General features: G+C 67.9%; 20 protein-coding genes and 2 pseudogenes. 13 read left to right on the top strand and 9 right to left on the bottom strand.

The window, feature by feature from the left end:
- Window positions 1-3: 3 nt before the first annotated feature.
- Together BGI51_RS20500 and BGI51_RS20495 are read right to left on the bottom strand one after the other, a co-directional pair.
- The gene (locus BGI51_RS20500; RefSeq protein ID WP_187979541.1) at window positions 4-1,074 is read right to left on the bottom strand and encodes a sugar phosphate isomerase/epimerase family protein; all 1,071 of its coding nucleotides are present in this window, start codon (window positions 1,072-1,074) and stop codon (window positions 4-6) included.
- A 2-nt stretch (window positions 1,075-1,076) separates the two neighbouring features.
- Window positions 1,077-2,242, bottom strand: a pseudogene (locus BGI51_RS20495) (Gfo/Idh/MocA family protein).
- Window positions 2,243-2,404: 162 nt separating this feature from the next.
- Between BGI51_RS20495 and BGI51_RS20490 the strand changes: the two are divergent.
- Complete coding sequence (locus tag BGI51_RS20490) at window positions 2,405-3,400, top strand: LacI family DNA-binding transcriptional regulator (RefSeq protein ID WP_187979540.1); 996 nt, start codon at window positions 2,405-2,407, stop codon at window positions 3,398-3,400.
- 93 nt (window positions 3,401-3,493) lie between these two features.
- On the opposite strand, the gene BGI51_RS20485 is transcribed toward BGI51_RS20490, so the two are convergent.
- Window positions 3,494-3,706 (bottom strand): hypothetical protein, encoded by a 213-nt coding sequence (locus BGI51_RS20485; protein ID WP_133860897.1) that lies wholly within the window; start codon window positions 3,704-3,706, stop codon window positions 3,494-3,496.
- Between the two features lie 283 nt (window positions 3,707-3,989).
- Window positions 3,990-4,877 carry a LysR family transcriptional regulator gene (locus BGI51_RS20480; RefSeq protein WP_187979539.1) on the bottom strand — a complete coding sequence of 296 codons (888 nt, stop codon included), beginning with the start codon at window positions 4,875-4,877 and terminating at the stop codon, window positions 3,990-3,992.
- A gap of 203 nt (window positions 4,878-5,080) precedes the next feature.
- Between BGI51_RS20480 and BGI51_RS20475 the strand changes: the two genes are divergently transcribed.
- Genes BGI51_RS20475 through BGI51_RS20455 form a run of 5 tightly spaced genes read left to right on the top strand, consistent with a single transcriptional unit; the run spans window position 5,081 to window position 11,693 of the window.
- A complete protein-coding gene (locus BGI51_RS20475) occupies window positions 5,081-6,463 on the top strand; it encodes a glutamine synthetase family protein (protein ID WP_187979538.1) in 1,383 nt (460 codons plus the stop codon).
- 11 nt (window positions 6,464-6,474) lie between these two features.
- On the top strand, window positions 6,475-7,968 hold the full coding sequence (locus tag BGI51_RS20470) for an aldehyde dehydrogenase (protein WP_187979537.1): 1,494 nt from the start codon (window positions 6,475-6,477) through the stop codon (window positions 7,966-7,968).
- Window positions 7,969-8,023: 55 nt separating this feature from the next.
- Window positions 8,024-9,301 carry an NAD(P)/FAD-dependent oxidoreductase gene (locus tag BGI51_RS20465; protein WP_187979536.1) on the top strand — a complete coding sequence of 426 codons (1,278 nt, stop codon included), beginning with the start codon at window positions 8,024-8,026 and terminating at the stop codon, window positions 9,299-9,301.
- A 45-nt stretch (window positions 9,302-9,346) separates the two neighbouring features.
- Window positions 9,347-10,093, top strand: a complete 747-nt coding sequence (locus tag BGI51_RS20460) for a gamma-glutamyl-gamma-aminobutyrate hydrolase family protein (RefSeq protein WP_133860892.1) — start codon at window positions 9,347-9,349, stop codon at window positions 10,091-10,093.
- A 58-nt stretch (window positions 10,094-10,151) separates the two neighbouring features.
- Window positions 10,152-11,693 carry an APC family permease gene (locus BGI51_RS20455; RefSeq protein ID WP_187979535.1) on the top strand — a complete coding sequence of 514 codons (1,542 nt, stop codon included), beginning with the start codon at window positions 10,152-10,154 and terminating at the stop codon, window positions 11,691-11,693.
- 31 nt (window positions 11,694-11,724) lie between these two features.
- On the opposite strand, the gene BGI51_RS20450 is transcribed toward BGI51_RS20455, so the two are convergent.
- Window positions 11,725-12,870 (bottom strand): MFS transporter, encoded by a 1,146-nt coding sequence (locus BGI51_RS20450; protein ID WP_187981371.1) that lies wholly within the window; start codon window positions 12,868-12,870, stop codon window positions 11,725-11,727.
- Between the two features lie 173 nt (window positions 12,871-13,043).
- Here BGI51_RS20450 and BGI51_RS20445 point away from each other — a divergent pair, with 173 nt between their 5' ends.
- Window positions 13,044-13,673: a TetR/AcrR family transcriptional regulator gene (locus tag BGI51_RS20445; RefSeq protein WP_133860889.1), complete on the top strand. Its 630-nt coding sequence runs from the start codon at window positions 13,044-13,046 to the stop codon at window positions 13,671-13,673.
- A 36-nt stretch (window positions 13,674-13,709) separates the two neighbouring features.
- Here BGI51_RS20445 and BGI51_RS20440 read toward each other — a convergent pair whose 3' ends face one another.
- On the bottom strand, window positions 13,710-14,249 hold the full coding sequence (locus BGI51_RS20440; RefSeq protein WP_187979534.1) for a nuclear transport factor 2 family protein: 540 nt from the start codon (window positions 14,247-14,249) through the stop codon (window positions 13,710-13,712).
- Between the two features lie 206 nt (window positions 14,250-14,455).
- Window positions 14,456-16,162, bottom strand: a complete 1,707-nt coding sequence (locus BGI51_RS20435) for an amidase (RefSeq protein ID WP_133860888.1) — start codon at window positions 16,160-16,162, stop codon at window positions 14,456-14,458.
- Between the two features lie 228 nt (window positions 16,163-16,390).
- Between BGI51_RS20435 and BGI51_RS20430 the strand changes: the two are divergent.
- Window positions 16,391-17,328, top strand: a pseudogene (locus BGI51_RS20430) (cation diffusion facilitator family transporter).
- A gap of 10 nt (window positions 17,329-17,338) precedes the next feature.
- Here the strand turns inward: BGI51_RS20430 and BGI51_RS20425 are convergent.
- Entirely contained in the window at window positions 17,339-18,592 is a 1,254-nt protein-coding gene (locus tag BGI51_RS20425) for a DUF2254 domain-containing protein (protein ID WP_133860886.1), read from the bottom strand.
- 6 nt (window positions 18,593-18,598) lie between these two features.
- Window positions 18,599-19,231, bottom strand: coding sequence for a cyclodeaminase/cyclohydrolase family protein (locus BGI51_RS20420; RefSeq protein ID WP_133860885.1), 633 nt, complete (start codon window positions 19,229-19,231; stop codon window positions 18,599-18,601).
- A 210-nt stretch (window positions 19,232-19,441) separates the two neighbouring features.
- Here BGI51_RS20420 and BGI51_RS20415 point away from each other — a divergent pair, with 210 nt between their 5' ends.
- Genes BGI51_RS20415 through BGI51_RS20395 form a run of 5 tightly spaced genes read left to right on the top strand, consistent with a single transcriptional unit; the run spans window position 19,442 to window position 22,406 of the window.
- The gene (locus BGI51_RS20415; RefSeq protein WP_187981370.1) at window positions 19,442-19,879 is read left to right on the top strand and encodes a GntT/GntP/DsdX family permease; all 438 of its coding nucleotides are present in this window, start codon (window positions 19,442-19,444) and stop codon (window positions 19,877-19,879) included.
- A 13-nt stretch (window positions 19,880-19,892) separates the two neighbouring features.
- Window positions 19,893-20,444: a chromate transporter gene (locus BGI51_RS20410; protein ID WP_133860883.1), complete on the top strand. Its 552-nt coding sequence runs from the start codon at window positions 19,893-19,895 to the stop codon at window positions 20,442-20,444.
- Window positions 20,441-20,965 (top strand): chromate transporter, encoded by a 525-nt coding sequence (locus BGI51_RS20405; RefSeq protein ID WP_133860882.1) that lies wholly within the window; start codon window positions 20,441-20,443, stop codon window positions 20,963-20,965. Before BGI51_RS20410 ends, BGI51_RS20405 begins: the two co-directional genes overlap by 4 nt.
- 50 nt (window positions 20,966-21,015) lie before the next feature.
- Complete coding sequence (locus BGI51_RS20400) at window positions 21,016-21,498, top strand: GNAT family N-acetyltransferase (RefSeq protein WP_133860881.1); 483 nt, start codon at window positions 21,016-21,018, stop codon at window positions 21,496-21,498.
- Complete coding sequence (locus tag BGI51_RS20395; protein WP_133860880.1) at window positions 21,495-22,406, top strand: bestrophin family protein; 912 nt, start codon at window positions 21,495-21,497, stop codon at window positions 22,404-22,406. The genes BGI51_RS20400 and BGI51_RS20395 overlap by 4 nt, the downstream gene beginning before the upstream one ends.
- Window positions 22,407-22,668: the final 262 nt, after the last annotated feature.

Genomic DNA, 22,668 nt, shown 5'->3' with positions numbered 1-22,668 from the left:
TCCTTACTCCAGGCCGAGCATTCGCCGATTGCGCGCCGGATCGGCCTCGCTGCCGGCGAAGTCGTCGAAGGCGCGGGTAGCCGGCTGGATCAGGTGCCGCTGGATGAAGGGCGCTCCTTCGGCCGCGCCCTGGGACGCGTCCTTGAGGCAGCACTCCCATTCCAGCACCGCCCAGCCGTCGAAGCCGTACTGGGTGAGCTTGCTGAAGATGGCGCCGAAATCGACCTGGCCGTCGCCCAGGGAACGGAAGCGCCCCGGCCGCTCGGCCCAGTCCTGGTAGCCGCCATAGACGCCGCTGCGCGCATCGGGACGGAATTCCGCGTCCTTGACGTGGAACATGCCGATGCGCGCGTGATAGCGGTCGATGAAGCCCAGGTAGTCCAGCTGCTGCAGGACGAAATGGCTGGGGTCATAGAGGATCCGCGCCCGGGGATGGTCGTCGACCGCCGCCAGGAAGCGCTCGAAGGTGGCGCCATCGTGGAGGTCCTCGCCGGGGTGCAATTCGAAGCAGAGGTCGATGCCTTCTTCGCCGTAGACGTCGAGGATGGGGCGCCAGCGACGGGCCAGCTCGGCGAAGCCTTCGTCCACCAGGCCCGCCGGACGCTGCGGCCAGGGATAGACATAGGGCCAGAGCAGGGCGCCGGAAAAGCTCGCCACCGCCTTGAGACCGAGGCGGCGGCTGGCCTTGGCGGCCAGCTTGAGCTGCTTGACCGCCCAGGCCTGGCGCTCTTCCGGGCGGCCGCGCAGTGCCGGCGGGGCAAAGGCGTCGAAGGCCTCGCCGAAGGCTGGATGCACGGCTACCAGTTGTCCCTGCAGGTGGGTGGAGAGTTCGCTGATGGCCACTCCGGCGGCGGCGCACTGGCCGAGCAGTTCGTCGCAGTAGTCCTGGCTGGCGGCGGCGCGCTCCAGATTCGGGCACTGGGGCCCCAGCGTCGGCAGCTGGATGCCCCGGTAGCCGAGGTCCGCCGCCCAGCGCGCCAGGTTGGGCAGGGTGTCGAAGGGCGGCTGGTCATCGAGAAACTGGGCGAGAAAGATCGCCGGGCCCTTGAGGCCGGGACGAGCGTTGGCGGCCATGTTCAGGCTCCTGGGGTCGGTAAGGGGGTCCAGGCGCTCTGGCGCCGATGGCTGGCCAGGGCGGTTTCGATAAAGGCCAGCCCGCGCCAGCCCGTATGGATGCCAGGCAGGCCTGCCGCGGGATCGGCGGGATCGCGAATGGCCGCGGCCAGCTGGCGATAGAGATTGGCCAGGGCTTCGAGATAGCCCTCCGGGTGCCCGGCGGGCAGGCGCAGGCGCTGCTGGGTGCCGGCACTCAGCCAGGGCAGACCGAGGCCGGCGCGCAGGTCCTGCGGCGGTTGGTCGAGGCTGCGCTGCAGCAGGCTGTTGGGTTCCTGCTGCCGCCATTCCAGGCTGCCGCGCTCACCGTAGAGGCGGATGCGCAGGCCATTTTCCTCGCCGATGCAGACCTGACTGGCCAACAGGCTGCCGCTGGCGCCCGCGGCGGTTTCGAACAGCACCATGACATCGTCGTCCAGCCGCCGACCGGGCAGGTGGCTGCGCAGCTGGGCACTGAGACGGGTGATGGGCTGGCCGCCGATGAATTCGGCGAGGCTGAAGGCATGGGTGCCGATGTCGCCCAGGCAACCGCCCGGGCCGGAGGCGGCCGGATCGTCGCGCCAGGCCGCCTGCCGATTGCCGGTGGCGGCCAGGTCCTGGGCGAGCCAGCCCTGGGGGTATTCCACATGGATCTTGCGCAGGGCGCCCAGCTCTCCGCGGGCGACCCGCTCGCGGGCCTCCCATACCAGCGGATAGCCGAGGTAGCTGTGGGCCAGGGCGTAGCGCAGGGGCAGGGCGGCCAGCGTGTCCGCCAGGCGCTGTACCTCGGCCAGCGAGATGCCTGCGGGTTTTTCCGAGAAGACGTGGAAGCCGGCGGTCAGGGCTGCCTGGGCGATGGGCACATGGAGGTCGTTGGGCGTGACGATCACCAGCAACTCGACCCGCTGCTCGGGGGTAGCCGGGCTTCATCGGCCAGCAGGGTCTGCCAGGAGGCATGGACCCGCGCGGGCGCCAGACCGAGTTCCCGTCCAGTCGCGCCGTTGTTGGCGGGATCACGACTGAAGGTGCCGCAGACCAGTTCGAGCGCGCCATCCAGGGCGGCTGCGCACCGGTGGGCCGCGCCGATGAAGGCGCCCTGGCCGCCCCCGATCATGCCGTAGCGGACCTTGCCGCCGGTTTCCGCCTGCATCCTCTTACCCTCGGTTTATTGTTGTGTTGAGTGTAACCGGTTACATCTGCGGTTATTTGGAGCCCGTGGCGGTCGTTAGTCAAGCGCCCGGCGGACGTACGGCTTGCCCGTACGCAGGGCTTTGCGCACAGTGACAACCTTTCCCACGCTCACCGAGGCCGCATGTCCAACATCCGCCGGGTCGCCGAACTGGCCGGGGTATCGGTCGCTACCGTGTCGCGCACCCTGAAGAATCCCGAGGTGGTGGCGCCAGCGACCCGCGAACGGGTGCAGGCCGCCGTGACCGCGGCCAACTACCGGCCCAATGGGATGGCGGTGCAGTTCCGTTCGCGACGTACCGGCAATCTGGTGGTGCTGGTGCCGCTGATCGCCAACAGCTTCTTCGCCCGCGTCATCGCCGGCATCCAGCAGGCGGCCCAGGCGGCGGGGTACCGGGTGCTGCTGTGCGATACCGCGGGGGACGAGGCCCGCGAGCGCGAGTACGCCGAACTGGTCTATGCGCGGCAGGCGGATGGGGTGATCCAGTTGCGCGCCTTCGATCCCTTCGCCGGTGATGCCGACGCACCGCCGGTGGTGAATGCCTGCGAGGTGCTCGCCGAGCACACCTGGCCCAAGGTGCGGCTGGACAATCGCGCCGCCGCCCGCTGCCTGACCGACCACCTGCTGGCGCTCGGTCACAGGCGCATCGCCCTGATCAAGGGTCCGGAAGACAGCCCGCTGACCCTGGAGCGCCTGGCCGGTTACCAGGAGGCGCTCACCCAAGCCGGCATCCCGCTGGACCCGGATCTGCTGCATCCGGGCGATTTCACCTTGGCCGCTGGCGCCGCCGCGACCAGGACGCTGCTGGCGCTACCGGCGCGGCCCACCGCGCTGTTCTGCTGCAGCGACGAGATGGCGATCGGCGCCCTGCAAAGCCTTCGCGGCGCGGGCCTGCGAGTGCCCGAGGACCTGTCGCTGGCGGGCTTCGACGACATCGCCTTCGCCGCCTACAGCGATCCCCCGCTGACCACCATCGCCCAACCGGCGGAGGCCTTCGGCCAGCGTGCCGTCGCCCTGCTGCTGGAGATCCTCAGCGGCGCGGCGCCCACCACCCGGGAGGTGGTGCTGCCCTTCGAACTGGTGGTGCGGGGGAGTACCGGGGTCTGCCGCGGCCGCTGACACTCGGGCGCGGCAGAGCCGGCTATCGTCGCTCGGGTTGTCCGGGATCGCGCCGGACAGTTCGTCGCCCTGGAACACTGCGGCCGCTGCCCGCTAATGCGGCTCGGTCGCCAGTCTTACGGCGACTTCCTCGACCAGCTGGATGGTTTCTGCCGTCAGGGCTTCAAATTGAAAGAGGATGTCCTGCAATTCCGGGCTGCCCATATCCACTTCGCGGAGCTGATCGATTCTCCGCGTCAGCAACCGGTGAATGTTCAACAGGCAATCGCGGTCGGGATTGTCGGGTATGGCGAGGCGGTTGCTCATCCTTGTCTCCGTGTTAACTGACCACCATGACCCTCGATATCGTCTGGCAAGCGGGTTTGTTGAGGTGGTTCGTCGCCGACGACGTGCGTCAGAATGCTGCTTCCAGGGGTTGACGCAGCACCGCGGATAGCCAGCGAACAGGGTGGTGGGTGCTAGTCACCCTTTCTGCGGAACCATCGTGAATGATTCGGCGAAACCCCAAGCCAGGCTCGACGTTGATAGCACCCAGACGGTGAAGGGTTCAGGGGCAGGACTTCTTCGATCAACGAACCAGCGCTTCGCGTCAGGCCTGGCAAACATCCGCTATCCGGGCTTTCAACAGATTCGCCAGGTCATCGAAGAGGATCTGCACCGAGCGCAGCGACAGATTGTCCGGGCGGGTCAGCAGCCAGATATCGGTGTCGCAACCGGGCAGCGCCGGACCCAGGCGCTCGACGCCGTCCAGACTGCTGATCATGAAGTCGGGGAGGGCGGCCACCCCGAGACCGGCGCCGACCAGGCTGCCGACCGAGGACATGCTGCTGCAGCGATAGCGCGGGGTGAGGCTGGGGTAGGCCTGGCGCAACCAGGTGACCGAGACGTGATCGGCCAGGGAGTCGTCCGGGGCGATCCAGGGCAGTTCGGTGGCCAACTGGCCGTAACCGGCGCGATAGCGCTCGTGACCGCAGACGAAGTAGGAGCTGCGACCGAGCCGGCGGCCGATCAGGTGTTCCGGCGGGGCGTTGGACAGGCGCAGGGCGATGTCCGCATCCCGCCGGCTCAGGCTGGCGAAGGTGTTGGAGGTGGCGACTTCCAGGGCGACCGCCGGATAGCGCGGCATGAGCTCGGCGAGCCCCGGCAGGAGCAGGCTGCGCAGCACGGCATCGGTGCAGGTCAGGCGGACCGTGCCGCTGATGACGTTCTCGCCCTGGGTGAGGGCGATGCGTGCCGCCTCCAGCGCCTGTTCGGCGCGCTCGGCCTGTTCGGCGAGGGCCTTGGCGCTCTGGGTCGGGGTGTAGCCGCGGCGGGTCTTGTCGAACAGCGCGACCTGCAGATTGGCTTCGAGCTTGCGGATAGCGCGAAAGACCGTGGAGACGTCCACCTGCAACTGCTCGGCAGCCCTGGCCAGGGTCCGGCCGCGCACCAGGGCGAGGATCAGCTTGAGATCGGCATGGCCTATCTGATATTGCATCCGTGCATTCTTCCTTTGCCGATTCGCCGATATGGGTTGCGCTCATGCCAATTTATACTGGCCCAGCCCGTCGAGGGCAATCAGGTGGAAGGGCGGACCTTGGCAAAGAGGGTCGGCGCCTGCAGCAACCACCGCCCACAGCCACGCTGCCAGACCCGCACGAGCAAGCACAACCAAGCGGGCCAGCGTCAAGGATGCCTCCCATGAATTCGATATCCCCCCGCGTCGTCCAGCTCACCGAAGCCAACGGCTTTCTCAAGGAGCACCCGGAAATCCAGTACGTCGATCTGTTGATCACCGACATGAACGGCGTCATCCGGGGCAAGCGCGTCGAGCGGGCCAGTCTCTCCAAGGTCTATGAGCGCGGCATCAATCTGCCGGCCTCGCTGTTCGCCCTGGACATCAACGGCTCCACGGTGGAAAGCACCGGCCTGGGCCTGCACATCGGCGATGCCGATCGCACCTGCTTTCCTATCCCCGGCACCCTGAGCTACGAGCCCTGGCAGAAGCGCCCGACCGCGCAACTGCTGATGACCATGCACGAGCAGGACGGCTCGCCGTTCTTCGCCGATCCGCGCGAGGTGCTGCGGCGGGTGGTGAAGAAGTTCGACGACCTGGGCCTGACCATCTGCGCCGCCTTCGAACTGGAGTTCTACCTGATCGACCAGGAGAACGTGAACGGCCGGCCGCAGCCGCCGCGCTCGCCGATCTCCGGCAAGCGACCGGTCTCCACCCAGGTCTATCTGATCGATGACCTGGACGAGTATGTGGATTGCCTGCAGGACATGCTCGAAGGCGCCAAGGAGCAGGGGCTGCCGGCCGATGCCATCGTCAAGGAATCCGCGCCGGCACAATTCGAGGTCAACCTGCATCACGTCGAAGACGCCATCAAGGCCTGCGACCATGCGGTGCTGCTGAAGCGGCTGATCAAGAACATCGCCTACGACCATGAGATGGATTCCACCTTCATGGCCAAGCCCTATCCCGGTCAGGCCGGCAACGGTCTGCACGTACACATCTCGCTGCTGGACAAGCAGACCGGGCAGAATATTTTCGCCACCGATGATCCCGAGCACCATGCGCCGCTGCGCCATGCCATCGCCGGCATCCTGGAAACCCTGCCGGCGTCGATGGCCTTCCTCTGTCCGAACGTCAATTCCTACCGCCGCTTCGGTGCCCAGTTCTATGTGCCCAACGCCCCGAGCTGGGGCCTGGACAACCGTACCGTGGCGGTGCGTGTGCCCACTGGCAGTAGCGAGGCGATCCGCATCGAACACCGCGTCGCCGGGGCCGATGCCAATCCCTATCTGATGATGGCCTCGATCCTCGCCGGCATTCATCACGGCATGACCCAGGGCCTGGAGCCCTGCGCTCCGGTCAGCGGCAACTCCTACGAACAGCTCGAACAGAGCCTGCCGAACAACCTGCGCGATGCCTTGCGCCGGCTGGACGACAGCGCGGTGATGAATCAGTACATCAGCCCCGAGTACATCGACATCTTCGTCGCCTGCAAGGAGGCCGAGCTGGAGGAGTTCGAGACCACCATCTCCGATCTCGAATACAACTGGTATCTGCATACCGTCTAGGAGGCGTGATCATGACCGTGCTGACGCAACAGGACTGGGAGCAACGCACCCAGGCATTGACCGTCGAAGCCCGTGCCTTCATTGACGGCCGCTACCAGGCCGCCCTGGGCGGTGCGACCTTCGACGACCTGAGTCCGGTGGATGGTCGCCACCTGGCGCGGGTGGCCAGTTGCATGGCCGAGGATGCCGAACTGGCCGTACGAGCCGCCCGGGCGAGTTTCGCCCGGGGCGACTGGGCACATCAGGCGCCGGCGCAGCGCAAGCGGGTGCTGATCGCCTTCGCCGAGCTACTGCTGGCCCATGCCGAGGAGCTGGCCCTGCTGGAAACCCTCGACATGGGCAAGCCGATCAGCGACTCGCTTGCCATCGACGTGCCGGCGGCAGCCAACGCCCTGCGCTGGAGCGCCGAGGCCATTGACAAGGTCTATGACGAGGTGGCGCCCACCCCGCGCGACCAGCTGGGCCTGGTGACCCGCGAACCGGTAGGCGTGGTCGCGGCCATCGTGCCCTGGAATTTCCCCCTGATGATGGCTTGCTGGAAGCTCGGGCCGGCGCTGGCCACCGGCAATTCGGTGATCCTCAAGCCGTCCGAGAAATCGCCGCTGACCGCCATCCGTATCGCCGCCCTGGCGCTGGAGGCCGGCATCCCGGCGGGGGTGTTCAACGTGCTGCCCGGCTACGGTCACACCGTCGGCCAGGCGCTGGCGCTGCATCCGGACGTCGACACCCTGGTCTTTACCGGTTCCACCCGCATCGCCAAGCAGCTGCTGGTCTATGCCGGCGAGTCGAACATGAAGCGCGTCTGGCTGGAGGCGGGCGGCAAGAGTCCCAACATCGTCTTTGCCGACGCCCCGGACCTGAGGGCAGCGGCCGAAGCGGCCGCGGCAGCCATCGCCTTCAATCAGGGCGAGGTGTGCATCGCCGGGTCGCGGCTGCTGGTCGAGCGCTCGATTAAGGCGCGCTTCCTGGCACTGGTGGCGGAGGCGCTGCAGGCGTGGGCGCCGGGTCATGCCCTGAATCCCGACACCCGCGTCGGCGCCCTGGTGGACGAGGGCCATCTGCGCACCGTGCTGGGCTTCATCGAAGCCGGCCGCGCCGAGGGTGCGCGACTGGTGAGCGGCGGCGCGCGGGCCCTGAGCGAAACCGGCGGCAGCTACGTGACCCCGACCATCTTCGACGGGGTGGACAATGCCATGCGCATCGCCCGGGAAGAGATCTTCGGCCCGGTGCTCGCGGTGATCGACTTCGATGACGAAGAAGAGGCCGTGCGCATTGCCAACGACACCCCCTATGGGCTGGCCGCCGCCGTCTGGACCCGTGACCTTTCCCGCGCCCATCGCGTGGCCCGCGCCTTGCGTGCGGGCAGTGTCTGGGTCAACCAGTATGATGGCGGCGACATGACGGCGCCCTTCGGTGGCTTCAAGCAATCCGGCAACGGACGCGACAAGTCGCTGCACGCCTTCGACAAATACACCGAACTCAAGGCGACCTGGATCAAGCTCTGAACAGGCGCGGCGGCCCGGGCGTTCGCGCCGGAGCCGCAGGCAGAGGACTCTCACCATGCAACAACACGTCGACAGTTACTACGCGGCTTCGCGCAACCTCCACACCGAATACCCGGCGCTGCAAGACAGTGTCGACAGCGACGTCTGCGTCATCGGCGCCGGTTACACCGGGCTTTCCACCGCGCTGTTCCTGCTGGAGCACGGCTTCAGCGTGACGGTGCTGGAAGCGGCGCGGGTCGGCTTCGGCGCCTCCGGGCGCAATGGTGGCCAGATCGTCAACAGCTACAGCCGCGACATCGATACCATCGAACGCCAGTTGCCGCCCAGGCAGGCGCAACTGCTGGGCGAGATGGCCTTCGAAGGCGGGCGCATCATTCGCGAGCGCATCGCCCGCTACGACATCCAGTGCGATCTCAAGGACGGCGGCGTCTTCGCCGCCCTGACCGGCAAGCAGCTCGGTCACCTGGAAGCCCAGCAGAAGCTCTGGGAGCGCTACGGCCATACCCAGTTGCAACTGCTCGACAAGGCCGCCATCGGCAAGGTGGTCGGAACCGATCGCTATCTGGGCGGCTTGCTGGACATGAGCGGCGGCCATATCCATCCGCTCAACCTGGCCCTGGGCGAGGCGGCGGCCGTGGCGTCCCTGGGCGGCAAGATTTACGAGCAGAGCGCGGCCGTCCGTATCGACCGTGGCGCCAATCCGGTGGTGCATACCGCCAATGGCCAGGTGAAGGCACGCTTCGTGGTGGTGGCCGGCAACGCCTACCTAGGCGGGCTGGTGCCGGAGCTGGCCGCCAAGTCCATGCCCTGCGGCACCCAGGTGCTCACCACCGAGCCGCTGTCCGAGGACATGGCGCGCAGCCTGCTGCCCCAGGACTATTGCGTGGAGGACTGCAACTACCTGCTCGACTACTTCCGCCTCAGCGCCGATCGCCGGCTGATCTACGGCGGTGGCGTGGTCTATGGCGCGCGGGATCCGGCGGACATCGAGGCGATCATCCGGCCGAAGATGCTGCAGACCTTCCCGCAGCTCAAGGGCGTGAAGATCGACTTCACCTGGACCGGCAACTTCCTGCTGACGCTGTCGCGCCTGCCCCAGGTGGGCCGCCTCGGCGACAACATCTACTACTCCCAGGGCTGCAGCGGTCACGGCGTCACCTATACCCACCTGGCGGGCAAGGTGCTGGCCGAGGCCCTGCGCGGCCAGGCCGAGCGCTTCGATGCCTTCGCCGGCCTGCCGCACTATCCCTTCCCGGGCGGGCAGCTCCTGCGCGTGCCCTTCACCGCACTGGGCGCGACCTACTACCAGCTGCGCGATCGCCTCGGTATCTGACCCTGTCCGCCCGCCGCGTACCGGCGGGTTCTCTGGAGATAAGCCATGTCCCCTATGCCCCTGATCGGCGTGACGGCGTGCCGGCAGACGCTCGGCAAATACGATTCCCATACCGTTGGCGACAAGTACGTCGAGGCGGCGGGTCATGCCGGTGTGCCGGTGGTGCTGCCGGCGCGCAGCGTGCCGAGCGACCCGCAGGCGCTGCTGGCGCACCTGGACGGCCTGCTGTTCACCGGCTCGCCTTCCAACGTCGAGCCCCATCACTACCAGGGGCCGGCGAGTCTCGCCGGCACCCAGCACGATGCCGCCCGCGACGCCTACACCCTGCCGCTGCTGCGCCTGGCCATCGACCGCGGCATCCCGGTGTTCTGCATCTGCCGCGGCTTCCAGGAGCTGAACGTGGCCCTCGGCGGCAGCCTGCACCAGCGGGTGCAGGACCTGCCCGGGCATGACGACCATCGCGAGCCCCAGAGCGAGCTGCTCGCCGAGCAGTACGCGCCCACCCATCCGGTCGCGGTGCCGCCCGGCGGGGTGTTCGAACGCCTCGGCCTGCCGGCCAGCTTCCAGGTGAATTCGCTGCACAGCCAGGGTATCGCGCGCCTGGCGCCCGGGCTGCGCATCGAGGCCCAGGCGCCGGATGGCCTGGTGGAAGGGGTCTCCCTGGCCGACGCCCCGGGCTTCGTCGTCGGCGTGCAGTGGCATCCCGAGTGGAATTTCCGCGACAACCCCGAATCCCTGGCGCTGTTGGACGCCTTTCGCGACGCCTGCCAGCGCCATGCCGCCGCGCGCTAGGCACCTTGCCGCCTACGCCGGACGCTGAATAACAATTCCAACCGCAGGGCAGAGACCTATGACTGAACAGCGCAAGGGCACGCCGGCCGGCGGCTCGGATACCGCCGGGCCGGCAGCCCTGGCCGATCCGTCCGCCAAGGGCCTGGCTGCCGGCTCCCTGGGTTTGCTCGCCTGCGTGGTGCTGGGCATTTCCACCATTGCCCCCGTCTACACCCTGACCGGTGCCCTGGGGCCCACCGTGCGCGAGGTGGGCGTCTATCTGCCCGCCGTCTTCATCGTCGGTTTCCTGCCGATGCTGCTGGTGGCCCTGGGGTATCGCGAGCTGAACGCCGTCGATCCGGACAGCGGCACCTCCTTTACCTGGTCCACCCGCGCCTTCGGACCCATGATCGGCTGGATCGGTGGCTGGGGGCTGGTGACGGCCACCACCATCGTCCTCTCCAACCTCGCTGGCGTGGCGGTGGACTTCTTCTACCTGTTCCTCGCCCAGCTCAGCGGGCGGGCGGAGTTGGCCACGCTGTCGCAGCACCTGCTGGTGAACATCGTCACCTGCTGCGTGTTCATCGCCATCGCGGTCTGGATCAGCTGTCGCGGCATCGGCATGACCATGAGTGTCCAGTACGGTCTGGTCGCCCTGCAGCTGCTGGTGCTGATCGGCTTTTCCCTGGCGGCCTTCAGCGCCGCGCCCGCGGCGGCGCCGGTGGTCTTCCACCCGGAATGGTTCAATCCCTTCAACGTCGAATCCTTTTCCGCCTTCGCCGCGGGGCTGTCGCTGTCGATCTTCATCTTCTGGGGCTGGGATGTCTGCCTCACGGTGAGCGAAGAGTCGGTGGGCAGCCAGAAGGTGCCAGGGCGGGCGGCCACGGTCACGGTGCTCTTGATCCTGCTGCTGTACCTCTTCACCGCCGCGGCGACCCTGCAATTCGCCGGCATCAGCGAAGCCGGCCTGGGCCTGGGCAATCCGGAGATCCAGGAGAACGTCTTCGCCCACCTGGCCGGACCGGTGATGGGGCCGCTGGCGATCCTGATGTCCATCGCGGTGCTGGCCAGTACCGCCGCCTCGCTGCAGTCCACCTTCATCTCCCCGGCCCGCACCCTGCTGGCGATGGGGTACTACGGCGCGGTGTCGCGGCGCTTCGCCCACATCTGCCCGAGATCGCGCACGCCGCGCTATGCCACCGTTGCCGCCGGCATCGCCACCGGCGGCTTCTATGTGGTCATGCGCATCCTCAGCGACAACGTCCTGGCCGACACCATCACCGCCCTGGGCATGATGATCTGCTTCTACTACTCGCTGACCGCCTACGCCTGCGTCTGGTATTTCCGCCGCAGCCTGTTCGCCAGCCTGCGCCATGCACTGCTGCGCGGCCTCTGTCCGCTGCTCGGCGCCCTCATCCTTTCGGTGATCTTCTGGCAGACCGCCCTCGCCAGCCTGTCGCCGGACTTCGGCAGCGGCTCCCACCTCGGCGGCATCGGCCTGGTGTTCATCATCGCCGTGGTGATCCTGGGGCTGGGTCTGGCGCTGATGCTGTTCGCCCGCTGGCGTGCGCCGGCGTTCTTCCAGGGCGTGACACTGGAGGCGGTCCCGCACCAGGGCTGAATGGGAGCGGGCAGGGCACCCGCCCCCAGGCTCAGTGACCCATAACCGCTGAACCGCTCGCTCGGGTGCCGGCGGGAAAGCCGTGGCGTCGGGCACGGGTGGCGATGGCCAGGGCGCCCAGGGCCAGCGCCACCACGGCCCAGCTCAGGGCCTGGGGGCCGATGCCGTCCAGCAACAGCCCGCCGAGGATGCCGCCCCCGGCGATGGCACTGTTCCAGGTCACCACGTTCATCGCCAGGGCCGCATCGGCACCACTCCCGGCGGTATCCGCCAGGGCGGTCTGCAGCAGGGTGGCCGCGCCGCCAAAGGTCAGGCCCCAACCGAAGACGCCCAGGTACTGCAGCAGCGACGAGTCACGATTGAGCCCCAGCAGCAGCGCGATCGCGGCGAAGCCGGCAAGACTCACCAGCACGGCCCGCCGCAGGCTGTGGTCGACGAGCCGCCCGGTGATCCAGATCCCCAGCAACGACGCCGCCCCGAAGCTCAGCAGCACCCGGTCGACCTGATCGCCCAGGCCGGCCTGGGCGACGAAGGGCGCGATATAGGTGTAGAGCAGGTTGTGGGCCAGCATCCAGGTAAAGACCACGCCGAGGATGGCGCGAATGCCGGGCGTGGCGAACACCTCGCGCAGTGGCAGGCGCTGGCCTTCGGTCTGCCCCGGATAGTCGGGCACCTTGGCCAGGACCCAGACGATCAGGCCCAGGGTGAGGGCGGACATGCAGGCGAAGGCCAGCCGCCAGCCCAGCAGACCACCGAGCCAGGTCCCCAGGGGCACGCCCAGGGACAGGGCGACCGGTGTGCCGATCATGGCGATGGCCATCGCCCGGCCTTGCAGGCGCGGCACTACCAGACGCCGGGCATAGCCGGCCAGCAGACTCCAGGCCAGGCCGGCCGCGGCTCCGGCGGCGAAGCGGGCGCCCAGGGTCAGCGCATAGCTGGAGGAGAGGGCGGTGAGGGTGTTGAACAGCAGAAAGCCCAGGATGGTCGCCAGCAGCACCCGACGGCGGCGCCAGCGCGCCGTTGCCAGGGTGAGGGGGATGGCGGCGGTCAGCGAGCCGGCGGCATAGGCGGTCACCGTCTGCCCGGCCAGGGCAGGGGAAACCTGGAGCCCCTGGGCGATCTCGGGGAGCAGGCCGGCGGGCAGGGTCTCGGTCATGATGCAGATGAAACCGGTCATGGCCAGCGCCAGCAGCGCGGCGACTGGCAGGCGTTCAGGATCGGAGGTCGCGGTCACGGGTAGGCTCCTTAGATATGTATCGATCGGTACATATCTAAGCAGCAGATGCTCTGGCTGGTCAATTAATTCTGTATCGTCTAGTATAAAAATCGAATCTGACGAGGAGTATGGCTGTGGCTCAGCTAGGGCGTCCGCGGTCCTTCGACCGGACCCAGGCAATCGATGACGCGCTGCTGCTGTTCTGGCGCTATGGCTATGAGGCGACCTCCCTGAGTCGGCTCAAGGCGGCAATCGGCGGCGGTATCACCGCGCCCAGCTTCTATGCGGCCTTCGGTTCGAAGGAGGCGCTGTTCAAGGAGGTGGTCGCCCGCTACATGGAAACCCATGGCCGGGTGAACGATCCGCTGTTCGACGAGACCCTGGCCCCGCGAGAGGCGATCGCCGCGGCCCTGTCGCGCTCCGCGCGGATGCAATGCGATGAGCGCCTGCCCAAGGGTTGCCTGGTGGCGCTCGGCACCCTGGGCTCCTATGCGGATGAAGACTCCAGCCTGCCGCTGCCCCTGCGCGAGGCCCGCGCCCGGATCCGCGCCGGTCTGCTGGCCTGCGTCGGGCGCGGCATCGCCCGCGGCGACCTTGCGCAAGGCACCGACGCTCATGCCCTGGCGACGCTGTTCGAAGGCTTTCTGCTGGGCATCTCACCCATGGCGCGGGATGGCGTGGCATTGCCGGTCATCGAGGGCGCCATCGCAATGGCGATGACGCTGTGGGACGGCCAGCGGCCGCCTGGCCGAGGCGTCGCCTGAGCCAGGCGTCTTGCGCCGTGATCGCACAGGGTGGCATCAGGGGGCCTGTCGTTCACCGGTGGGCGTGGCGGGCGAGAGGTCTGCCAGCGCGATGCGGTCGATGACGTCCTGATAGGGGACGAGATCGAGAAAGGCCTCGACCTGGGTCGCCCGTTCCTCGGCCATCTTGAAGATCCAGACGTATTCGTTGCGATAGGGCGCGCCATCGCGCGCCGTGGCCGTGCCCTTCCAGCGCACCACGACCTGGTCTTCGCTCGCCCAGATACCCTGGACCCGAGGCACGATGGGCGTGGCCAGGCGCTGCGCGAAGGGGCGTACGGCGCGCCGCAGAAGGTCCTCGCGACCGTGGTAGGTGCCCGCCGCCGGCCCGCTGCCCTGGATGGTCCAGACCACCGTGGGTGAGAGCAGGTCGTCGAAGAGACTGCCACGGCCCGCGCTCCAGTTCGCGAAGGCCCGCTCGACCAGGCGCTGGTTGCGTTCAGGGGTGGCTTCGGCGGCTGCGACACCGCTCCAGGGACCACTCAGGACGGTGAGCGACAGCAGCAGGCTGCTGGCAAGACGCTTGGCTGGATTCATGGCGGTACGCTCGCAAAGGACGGGATGAGGTAGGCAGCGGCGCTGCCAAAACGGCACCCGCCCGAAACCCACCTTAGGCCGCTGGCGGCGGCCGCATAACCGGCGCGCGACTGGACACTCCGGTTAGCGCGCCTAGACGCCAGAGGTCACGAGCCGGTTCCGGCCCCCGGATGAAGCCGGGCGGTCAGCGTCCACGCCATCTCCGCTCACCCCACCAGCGGTGGCGTCCGCGGTGGTATTTGACGCTTGGAGCCGGTTGCCTCGTAGGCGGCGGCCAGGCGGAGCAGATTGGTGTCGTCATAGGCGCGACCGGCGAAGGTCAGGCCCACCGGCATGCCGATGTCGGCCATCACGCCCATCGGCACGGTCACGGTCGGTACGCCCAGGTGGCGGATGGCGAGGTTGCCGTTGGCGACCCAGACGCCATTGCTCCAGGCGATGTCGGCCGAGGCCGGATTGATCTCGGCATCCGCCGGCGCCACGTCGGCCACGGTGGGAAAGAGTACGGCGTCCAGGCCCTGGGCCTGCAGCCAGTCTTCCAGGTCCAGCTGGCGTGTCCGTTCCAGGCCGCGCAGGCCGTCGGGGAGGCTGGTGATCTGCTCCAGGGTCTTGAGGCCCCGTTCGGCCATGCGCACGTATTCGGCCATGCCGGCGGCCAGGTCGCCTTCCCGATTGGGCAGGGTGCCGGGCTCGTGGGGAAAGATCAGCTCGCCTTCGACGTCCACCAGGCGATTGAGCCTGGGATCGTTGTTGTCGCGCAGGAAGGTGTCGAAGCCCCAGGCGGACAGGTCCCAGAGTTCGTCATGGAGAAACTCGCTGGGGACGATCCCGCGGTTGAACACCGTGGGCGCGCCGGGGCGGTCGCCTTCGCAATTGGAGACCAGCGGGAAGTCCACCTCGATCACGCTGGCGCCGGCGGCTTCCAGCGCCGCGCGGGCCTGTTCCCAGAGGGCAATGACCGAGTCGCGGGTCTGGATGCGCTGACCGGTGGGACCGCCGATGCCGGGATGCTCGCTGGTGCCGGCGTCCGGGTCCTGGTTGATGAACATGCGCGGCACGCCCAGGCGCTTGCCGGCCAGGGCATTGGGACCGGCCGCCAGGGCCGGATAGGACGCCGGGCGTACCGCCGAGGCCGGCGGCAGCGGCACCCAGGGTTGCAGGCGCCAGAGGTCGCCGGAGGTGTCGGGATCGTCCGCCACCACCACGTCGAGCACCTCCAGCAGATCGGCCATGGTGCGGGCATAGGGCACCACCACGTCCATGGTCGGTGTCAGCGGCCAGTTGCCACGCACCGAGATGACCCCGCGCGAGGGGGTGTAGGCGCACAGGCCGTTGTTGGACGCGGGGCCGCGCCCGCTGGACCAGGTCTCCTCGGCCAGGCCGAAGGCGGCGAAGCTGGCCGCGGTGGCGGTGCCGGCGCCATTGGAGGAGCCGGAGGCGAAGGGTGCGGTCAGGTAGCCGGCGTTGTAAGGACTTTCCGCGCGGCCATAGACGCCGCGCTGCATGCCGCCGTTGGCCATGGGCGGCATGTTGGTCTTGCCCAGGCAGATGGCGCCGGCGGCGCGCAGCCGTTCGACGGTGAAGGCGTCGCGCTGGGCGACCAGGTCCTTGAAGGCCGGACTGCCGGAGGCGGCAGTGAGGCCCTTGACCAGGTAGCTGTCCTTGGCGGTGTAGGGGATGCCGTCCAGCGGTCCCAGGGTCTCGCCGCGGGCGCGGCGACGGTCGGACGCGGCGGCTTCGGCCAGGGCCTCGGGGTTGCGCACCACCACGGCGTTGAGCGCCGTGGCGCTGGCGGGCGGGTCGTAGGCGTCGATCCGGGCCAGGTAGGCCTCGACCAGTTGCACCGCAGTGGTCTGGCCGGTTTCGAGTGCGCGACGCAACTCGGCGATGGAGCGTTCGGTAACTTCGATCATGGTGGGTCGCCGTTGAGGATTCCGCGGTCCGGGGGCGGCGGCTGCCAGAGCTCCCGGGAGAAAAAAAGCACCGGTGCAGTGTACACCCGAAGCCTGCCGGCTTCTGATTGCGCCCTCGCATGGAGGCCTTGCCGGATCGCCCATGCAGGTTGGCCTGGCGACCTCTATCCTTGGCCTGAATTGAACCTCTTCGCCATGCCTGGCGGCGATCGGCAACCGGAGTCGAGCATGTTGAAACGCCTGAGCAACGAGCGCACGGTGCTGCGCTTTTCCATTGCCGTCACGGTGCTGCTGGCGGTCGTGGGTATCGCCTTCGGAGTGCTGTCCGGCTCCTATGCCATCGTCTTCGACGGCTTCTATTCACTGACCGACGCCTTCATGAGCGGCGTGGCGCTGCTGGTGGCCATGCTGATCCACCGGCATGCGCAGGAACCGGAGGGCGATCGGCGGCTGGCCGAGCGCTTCAACATGGGTTTCTGGCACCTCGAACCCATGGTCCTGGCCCTGAACGGCAGCGTGCTGTGCATCGTGGCCTGTTATGCGCTGGTCAACTCGATCATCAGCCTGATGAGTGGCGGCAAGGCCCTGGCGTTCGGCATGGCGCTGCTCTATGCGCTGGTCGCGGCCCTGAGCTGCTTCGGTTTCGCCGCCCTCGTGCACCGGCTGAACCGCGACATCCAGTCGGACTTCCTCAGGCTCGACATCAAGAGCTGGATCATGTCGGGCAGCATCTCGGCCGCCCTGGTGGTGGCCTTCCTGGTCGGCGCCCTGGCCCAGGGACGGCCTATGCCTGGATCACGCCCTACATCGATCCCCTGGTGCTGTCGATCATCTGCGTGCTGATCATTCCGATACCGCTGAAGCTGGTCTGGCAGGCCTTCAGCGAGATCCTCATGGTGACCCCGCCGGCGCTCAAGCAGCAGGTCGATGAAGTCGCCCGGGGCATGGTCACGCGCTTCGGCTTTCTCGACTATCGCGCCTATGTGGCCAAGGTCGGACGGGCGCGGCAGATCGAGCTGTACTTCATCGTGCCCCTGGGGTGGCCGGCCAAGACCCTGGACGAATGGGACGCCATCCGTGACCAGATCGGCGAGGCCATCGGCGGCGAGGGGCCGGACCGCTGGCTGACCATCGCCTTCACCACCGATCCGGCTTGGTCGCGCTAGCCATGTACTGCTAGCGCGCTGTGCAGAGGCGTTCGACGTCCGCGGCCAGTTGCTGGAGGATGACGCGGTCTTCGGCCTGCCCGAGTGTGGCCTCGGCCCGGGCCAATGCCAGGCGTGAATGCCGCAGGCATTCGCGCCTGATCCGCGCATCACCCTGGACCGCCAGGCGCGCGAGGGCTTTCTGCAGGCGCATGCCCACTTCCACCAGCGGCGCCGCATCGCGCCCCACCGGCAGGAAGAAGTCGTCGAACAGATCGTCCAGCGACAGGTCCGGCACTTCGATCCGCGGATAGCGGGGCTCGACCGGCTCGCGTCTTTCGGTGAGGGCGGTCAGCAGGCGTTGCGCGCGACCGAGGATGGCGATGGCGGTACCCGAGTCGCTGCGGGAGGGCACCAGTGCCCCGGTGGCGATCTCGCCCAGTACCGTCAGGCCGAAGCGCGGATCCTGGTCGTGTACCCGGCGGGCATCCAGGGTGAAGGCGGCGCGCAGGCGCTCGTCCTTTTCCGCAGGCAAGCCCTCGACCCAGAGCAACGGCTGCGCCGGATCGAGGAAGGCCCCGGGCAGGGCGGCCAGGCGCAGGCGACCCTGGTCGCCGCAGAGGTCCGCCAGCAGCGGCATGTCCACCCGTTGCAGATAACCGGTGCGGTCGGCCATGACCGGGCGGCCACTGGCGGGCTCATCGACGGGCGCCGCCACCCCGCCCAGGTAGGGGTGGGTCAGCCAGCGCTGTAGACTGTGTGTGGCGGCGTCTTCGATGCTGTCGCTGGTGGCATCCAGTTGGCCCAGTCGCGACAGATGGTCGATCCAGCGCAGCAGGGTGAAGACGATCAGCAGGATCACCACCAGGGTCACGGCAAAGAGCACCACCCGGCCGTTGTCGCCGTAGAGGCCGGTGCTCAAGGCGATGATGCCGACCAGGCTGAACAGGAAGGAGCCGAGAAAGGTGGCCAGGGCGTTCTGCGTGGTGCTGTCTTCCAGCAGCAGCGGATAGGCACGGGGCGTCACGCTACTGGCGGCGGCGTTGTAGGCCGTCACCATGGTGCTCAGCGAAAAGGTGGTCACCGCCAGCATGCTGCTGGCGATGATGGTGAGGATCTTGTCGACGGCATCGGCGCCGACCTTGGCCGGCAACGTCGCCGGGATATGGTCCCGCAGGAGCAGGGCGAGGAGGGCGGTGGCCACGCCGGCGACCGAGAACAGCGTGGCGCGAAACCACAGGCGTCGCTGGAATCCGCGCAGGACCCAGCCCAGGCGGGCCAGCACCGGCCGTCAGCCCATGGCCGGCGGGACGGGGGTGGCGCTCAGCTGGGCGAGACGCTGGTCGGCCTGTTGCCTGAGCTTGTCGCGCATCTGCCGGGCGGCTTCGCGGGCATCGCCGGATTTCAGGCCGTTGCGGTCGGCGTCCACGGTGGTGAGCACTGCACCCAGGGCGCCATGCACCAGGCGGCCGCCGGCCAGGGTGTCGCTGCGCAGCGGTTCGACGGTGAGCGGCGTGGCGATGACGGCGAGATCCAGGGCTTCCAGGCACAGCTGAGCGGTGGCGATGGGGATCTGCACGGCGTTGGCCGCGGCCAGGTTGAGCGCCTGCTGGCGGCGTTCGCCCTCCGCGGTGGCGCCGCTGGCCTGACGATCGGCTTCGAGGTAGTTGGCGAATGCCTGGACGTCGGCATCGGCGCAGGTGCTCAGCGCTTCCTGCAGGCGCTCGCCCACGGCGATCAGGTCGGCATGGCGGGTCACCGGCTGGCGCTGCTGGCTGAGCTTCAGGCCCTTGAGGATCAGCGCGACACCCAGGCAGGCCGCTACGGTGGCCGCCGCGCCACTGCCCGGCGTGGGCAGGGTGGAGCCGGTCCCGTCGCGGAACTGGGCGAGGGTCTGCTGCCAGAGAGTAGAGGTTTCGTTCATGCCAACCGCCTGCGAGCAAAAGGGAAGGGGATTCGGTCACGACCGACCGCAGTTTGGATCGTGGGAAACGGCTGAGGTTCGCACGCTAAGTGCAATAAGGGACAGGCTTTATTTCGATTTGCGTCGTACCTTGGGAGGCGTTTCAGTTAGGGTAATCCTGAAACGGGAAGTTACAAGGAGCCTCCTGCGGATGCTGCTGCGCTCGCCTGGATCACCCGCGACACCTGCCTGATCTTCCGCTGTGTGGCCGTCATTCTGGTCGTCGTCCTGCTCATTGGCGTCACCCGTCTGCCAACCTTGCTGTCCATCCTCAATGGTAGCTTCATCGCTGGGCGACCCGCCGAGACCGTGGCCAAGAGGTTCAGCAAGGGGGAAGGTGGCATCCTCGGCGAGGCCGGCATCATCATCGCGCCGGGTTCCAGGCTTGGTGCGCTGATGGCCGAATCCGGCGCCGCCGACCGCATCGCCAGTACTTTGCTGGGACTGGGCAAGGGCCGCAGCCTGCCGTGGGGCATGGCGCGGGTGACCAAGGTGCGCGCGTCCTTCGGCCTGGAGCTCAAGCAGACCCTGGGGGTCTGGCCGGTGCCGCAGACGCTGGTTTCCATCACCGGCCTTGCAGGTACGCTATTGTTGTCGCTCTGGATCTGACGAACACCTGCCCATGGATAATGACTCCACCTCGAACCGGCCACGGCGCCGCGATCTCTTTCTCGGCTTCTTCGGCCTGGGCATCACGGCCTTCGGCGGGGTGCTGCCGCTGGCGCGGCGCTACCTGGTGGAGAAGCGGCGCTGGCTGTCGGCGGAGGAGTTCACCGAATTGCTCGGCCTCTGCCAGTTCCTGCCGGGCGGCAACATCATCAATCTCTCGGTGGCGGTGGGCATGAGATTCGCCGGCTGGAGCGGCGCTCTGGCCGCTGCCGCCGGGCTGCTGGTGGGCCCGACCCTGGTGGTGGTCGGCCTGGGCGTGCTCTACGACCGCTACCACGACGATCCCCTGGTGGGTCGCGCCTTCGCCGGGCTCGCCGCAGCGGCGGCCGGGCTGCTGGTGGCCATGGCGGTCAAGCTCGTCCAGCCCCTGCGCGGGCGCTGGCTGGCGTTGGGCATCGCCTGCCTGGCCTTTCTCGCCCTGGCGCTGCTCAAGCTGCCACTGCTCTGGACCATGCTGGTGCTCACCCCCATCAGCGTGCTGCTCAGCTATCGGCAGGGCCTATGAGTACGACGCTGCTGGCGCTGGCGCTGATCTTTACCCAGCTGTCGCTGCTGGCCTTCGGCGGTGGCAACTCGGTGTTGCCGGAGATGCAGCGCCAGGTGGTGACGGTGCATGGCTGGATGAGCGCCGCCGACTTCGCCGCGCTGTTCGCCCTGGCCCAGGCCGCGCCCGGTCCCAATCTGATGATCGTGCCGCTGATCGGCTGGCACGTGGCCGGCTGGCCGGGGCTGCTGGTGACCTCCCTGGCCAAGTTCGTGCCGTCCTCGCTGCTGACCCTGGGCGTGCTGCACCTCTGGCAGCGCTTCGCCGACCGGCCCTGGCGCCGTCATCTGCAGGCCGGGCTGGTGCCGGTCACCGTCGGCCTGGTGGCGGCCAGCGCCTGGCTGGTGGGCAGCAGCGTGGCCACCGCGCCGCTGTGGGTGCTGATCCTGGCGGCGGGCGCCCTGGGCTCGCTGTTCACCCGCTGGCACCCGCTGTGGCTGCTGGCCGGCGGAGCACTGGTCGGGATAGTGTTTGGTAGCTAAGCCAAAAAAGCTGGGCAAGATCGTCTAGCCATCGACCCGAGGACATAACCTTGCAGCTAAGCCATCGGCCGGTCCAGGACAGTGACCTGCCCGCCCTATGCGAATTTTCCAAAAACCCCACGGAGCTGATGTTCTGGTTTCCCCGTGCCCACTTCCCGCTCACCCCGGTTCAGTTGCAGGCCGCCATCGCGGAGCGTCGCGACAGCCGCATCGTGGTGGCGGGTGGGCGAGTGGTGGGATTTTCCAACTTCTGCAGGTGGGCGGATGAGGTGTATGCGATTGGCAATGCCGTCGTTGATCCCGCCTACCGGGGGCAGGGGGTCGGACGTTACCTGCTGAAGATGATGATAGAGCGCGCGTTCGAGACGCACGGCGCTCGTGAAGTGGTTCTTTCCTGTTTCAACGCAAACGTGGCGGGGCTACTGCTCTACCAAACCTTGGGCTTCACCCCCTATGCCATCGAAGAGCGACGTTCGGTTGCCGATGAGCGGGTGGCGCTGATTCATCTCAGACTGCCACGGCCTTGCCAGTGATCACCCGTCCCCAGAATCCCTCGCTGCGCGAACTGCTGTTCACGGTGCGCGGCTCCATCGTCCAGGCGATCTGGCCCAAGCTGCTCTATGTGATGTTGCTGAGCCTGGCGGTGACCCTGAGCCATGGTTTCATCCTGCGCTTCGACTTCGGCCTCACCACCACGCCCCTGACCCTCTGGGGCCTGACCCTGGCGATCTTCCTCGGTTTTCGCAACACCACGGCCTACCAGCGCTTCTGGGAGGCACGCGGTCTGTGGGGCGAGCTGCTGATCGCCGGGCGCAACCTGGCGCGCCAGGTCGAGACCCTGCTACCCGGGCTGAACGCGGCCGAGCGCCGCCAGTTGCTGACCCCGCTGCTGGCCTTCGGTTATGCCCTGCGTGACCACCTGCGCCGCGAAGCGCCGTCTGCCGATCTGCAACGGGTGCTGGCGGGGGAGGAGAGCCTGCTCGCCGCCCCTCACCGACCCAGTGCGCTGATCCGCCGGCTGGGCACCATGCTGGTTGCCCGGGCACGACAGGAAGGGCTTGGTGATCCACTGATCGCCAATGTCGACAACCAGCTGGACCGGCTGACCGCGGTGCTCAGCGGCTGCGAACGCATTCGCCAGACGCCCATTCCCTATCCCTACATCCTGATGCTGCACCGGGTGGTGCACGTCTATTGCTTTCTGCTGCCGTTCTGCCTGGTGGACAGCCTGGGTTGGTTCACGCCGCTGGCGGTGCTGGTGCTGGCCTACACCTTCTTCGGCCTGGACGCCCTGGGCGACCAGATCGCCGACCCTTTCGGCACCCAGCCCAACCACCTGCCGCTGGACGCCCTCAGCCGCGGTCTGGAGATCGCCGTGCTGGATCTGCTGGGCGAGCCTACGCCGGAGCCGATCCGCGCGGAGGCGGGGTTGCTGAGATAAGGGTGGACCGCGGCTCTGGCGCCGAACGCCTGCACGAATAGCCCCCTCTCCCCCTGGGAGAGGGCTGGGGTGAGGGCATGCCTCAAAGCGGACGCTGGGCATGACGGTACGCCCAGGATGGTAGCCTGATCATTGAGCAGGGGCTTGCCGGGTCTGCCAGAGACGAACGCCTGCGCAGATCGCCCCCTCTCCCCCTGGGAGAGGGTTGGGGTGAGGGCACGCCTCGCTGCGGACACTGGGCATGACGGTACACCCAGGATGG

The organism is Pseudomonas oryzihabitans, assembly GCF_014522265.1.
In the GTDB taxonomy this organism is placed as follows: domain Bacteria; phylum Pseudomonadota; class Gammaproteobacteria; order Pseudomonadales; family Pseudomonadaceae; genus Chryseomonas; species Chryseomonas aestiva.
Note: the sequence above shows the minus strand (reverse complement) of the source record. Positions and strands in the feature narration are given on the sequence as shown.

Coding starts and splice junctions, on each gene's coding strand:
- BGI51_RS20490 (WP_187979540.1), top strand. CDS start 2,405: ATGTCCAACATCCGCCGGGTCGCCGAACTGGCCGGGGTATCGGTCGCT.
- BGI51_RS20440 (WP_187979534.1), bottom strand. CDS start 14,249: ATGAATCCAGCCAAGCGTCTTGCCAGCAGCCTGCTGCTGTCGCTCACC.
- BGI51_RS20435 (WP_133860888.1), bottom strand. CDS start 16,162: ATGATCGAAGTTACCGAACGCTCCATCGCCGAGTTGCGTCGCGCACTC.
- BGI51_RS20410 (WP_133860883.1), top strand. CDS start 19,893: ATGGATAATGACTCCACCTCGAACCGGCCACGGCGCCGCGATCTCTTT.
- BGI51_RS20465 (WP_187979536.1), top strand. CDS start 8,024: ATGCAACAACACGTCGACAGTTACTACGCGGCTTCGCGCAACCTCCAC.
- BGI51_RS20500 (WP_187979541.1), bottom strand. CDS start 1,074: ATGGCCGCCAACGCTCGTCCCGGCCTCAAGGGCCCGGCGATCTTTCTC.
- BGI51_RS20480 (WP_187979539.1), bottom strand. CDS start 4,877: ATGCAATATCAGATAGGCCATGCCGATCTCAAGCTGATCCTCGCCCTG.
- BGI51_RS20450 (WP_187981371.1), bottom strand. CDS start 12,870: ATGACCGGTTTCATCTGCATCATGACCGAGACCCTGCCCGCCGGCCTG.
- BGI51_RS20420 (WP_133860885.1), bottom strand. CDS start 19,231: ATGAACGAAACCTCTACTCTCTGGCAGCAGACCCTCGCCCAGTTCCGC.
- BGI51_RS20470 (WP_187979537.1), top strand. CDS start 6,475: ATGACCGTGCTGACGCAACAGGACTGGGAGCAACGCACCCAGGCATTG.
- BGI51_RS20405 (WP_133860882.1), top strand. CDS start 20,441: ATGAGTACGACGCTGCTGGCGCTGGCGCTGATCTTTACCCAGCTGTCG.
- BGI51_RS20455 (WP_187979535.1), top strand. CDS start 10,152: ATGACTGAACAGCGCAAGGGCACGCCGGCCGGCGGCTCGGATACCGCC.
- BGI51_RS20475 (WP_187979538.1), top strand. CDS start 5,081: ATGAATTCGATATCCCCCCGCGTCGTCCAGCTCACCGAAGCCAACGGC.
- BGI51_RS20460 (WP_133860892.1), top strand. CDS start 9,347: ATGTCCCCTATGCCCCTGATCGGCGTGACGGCGTGCCGGCAGACGCTC.
- BGI51_RS20485 (WP_133860897.1), bottom strand. CDS start 3,706: ATGAGCAACCGCCTCGCCATACCCGACAATCCCGACCGCGATTGCCTG.